The 1562-nt window shown below is 69.8% G+C and carries 1 protein-coding gene; it reads right to left on the bottom strand.

Going from position 1 to position 1562, the window contains the following annotated elements; genetic code table 11:
- Positions 1-1562 (bottom strand): polysaccharide lyase family protein (locus tag FUT87_RS30040; RefSeq protein WP_222617242.1); only part of this gene is annotated, 1562 nt, incomplete at both ends.

The following is a 1562-nucleotide window of genomic DNA, read 5'->3' as shown; positions in this document are numbered from 1 at the left end:
GACGAAATCGATCGCGTCGACCGCGAACGACGGGCTCAGGTAGCCGGTGGCCGAGCCACCGCCGGCGACGTTGATCGTCAGCGTGTTGGTGCCGACGACCAGCGCGCTCGCGGGAATCGCGAAGCGGTAGGTGGTGTTGTTGCCGCGATAGGTCCCGACCGTGAGCGTGCGCGTCGTGGGCTGTGTCGAGGCCGCCGGCGTGTCCGAGCTCCAGGTGTTGACGCTGATCGACGGCCGTCCGTTGGCCCTGGCCGTCGTGATGCCGATGCGTAGCGTCGCGTCCTTGATCTGGGTGCTGGTCAGGGTGAAGCGCACGACTTGGCCGCTGTTCACGTCGCGCCAGAGATACGCCGGGAAGGCCGTGTCGGCCGAACTGCCCACGGTGAAGGCGCCCGGCGACCAACTGGCCAGGCGCACGTCGGACGGGTGCATCGTCGTGACCTGGGCGCCGTTGCGCAGCTCGGTGGGCGCGCCGTCCCAGCGGCCGATGCGCCAGAGCGCGGGCGTGGCTTCCGGATCGCCGTCGATGGCGATGGTGTTCAGCGAGGCGGTGCTGCCCGCGGTGACCTGCACGCCGGTGCTGTAGACCGCCAGTTCGTTCTTGTAGACGGTCAGCGTGTAGGCGCCGGGCAGCATGCCGGTGGACTTGAAGAAGCCGCGGTTGGCCAGGTCGGCCGAGGCCCAGTACTGCGCCTGGTCGTTGGCGAAGCCGACCGTGTAGGCGTTGCCCGCGACGGTGCCGGTCAAGGCCACGCCGGCGATGCCGCCGCGACCGGACGGCGGCACGTAGCCCTGCAGGCCCGCCACGGAGAACCAGCTCGTGTCGGGCGCGGCCGGTGCGCCGCCGTCGGTGAAGATCAGCGTGTAGGCGTTGAGCACGCCGAGCCGGAAGGGCTCGGTCTGGCCCTCGCTGTAGTTGACGATGTAGGTCAGCTCGTTGGTGGTGGTCGTGATCTGGTTGAGCAGGCTGCGATAGAACGGACCGCCCGAGCCGCCTTCCTGGCCATCGCGGTAGAGCCACAGGCCGACGGTGCCGGCGCTGTTGCGCCCGCCGAAGTACTGCCAGTCCTTGAGGCGCTGGTTGGCGTAATGCTTGGAGCGCGTCTGGCCCGCCGAGGCGTTGCCCGCGGAGAAGCCGAACACGTCGCCCGACTCCACCGTGGTGTCGGTGCCGCGCAGGTCCTGCGGCCAGGTGCCCGCGCTGGTCTGCCCACCGGGCACGCCCGCCGGCGGGCCGCTGGACAGCGCGCCGATGGGCACGCGCACGATGTAGCGCACCATGTTCAGCGTGTCGGGCTCCTCGGTGAAATAGGTGGCCATGTAGACGCGGGGCTCGCCCGCCTTGATCAGGTAGTAGTGCTTGAGCAGCCCGCCCTTGCCGCTGTTGCTGGTGACCGTGATCTTGATGTAGGCCCCGCCGGTGAGCGCGCCGTTCTGCGCCGTCGAGGCCGGCGTCGACGCGCCGCTGGAGGACAGCATCTCCGCCGAGACGCTCACCGCCGAGACATTGCTGTACAGCCCGTCGAAGCCCGAGTTGAGCTGGGAGCCGCGCGCCGGGTCCT

Source organism: Mitsuaria sp. TWR114, from assembly GCF_007997345.1.
Note: the sequence above shows the minus strand (reverse complement) of the source record. Positions and strands in the feature narration are given on the sequence as shown.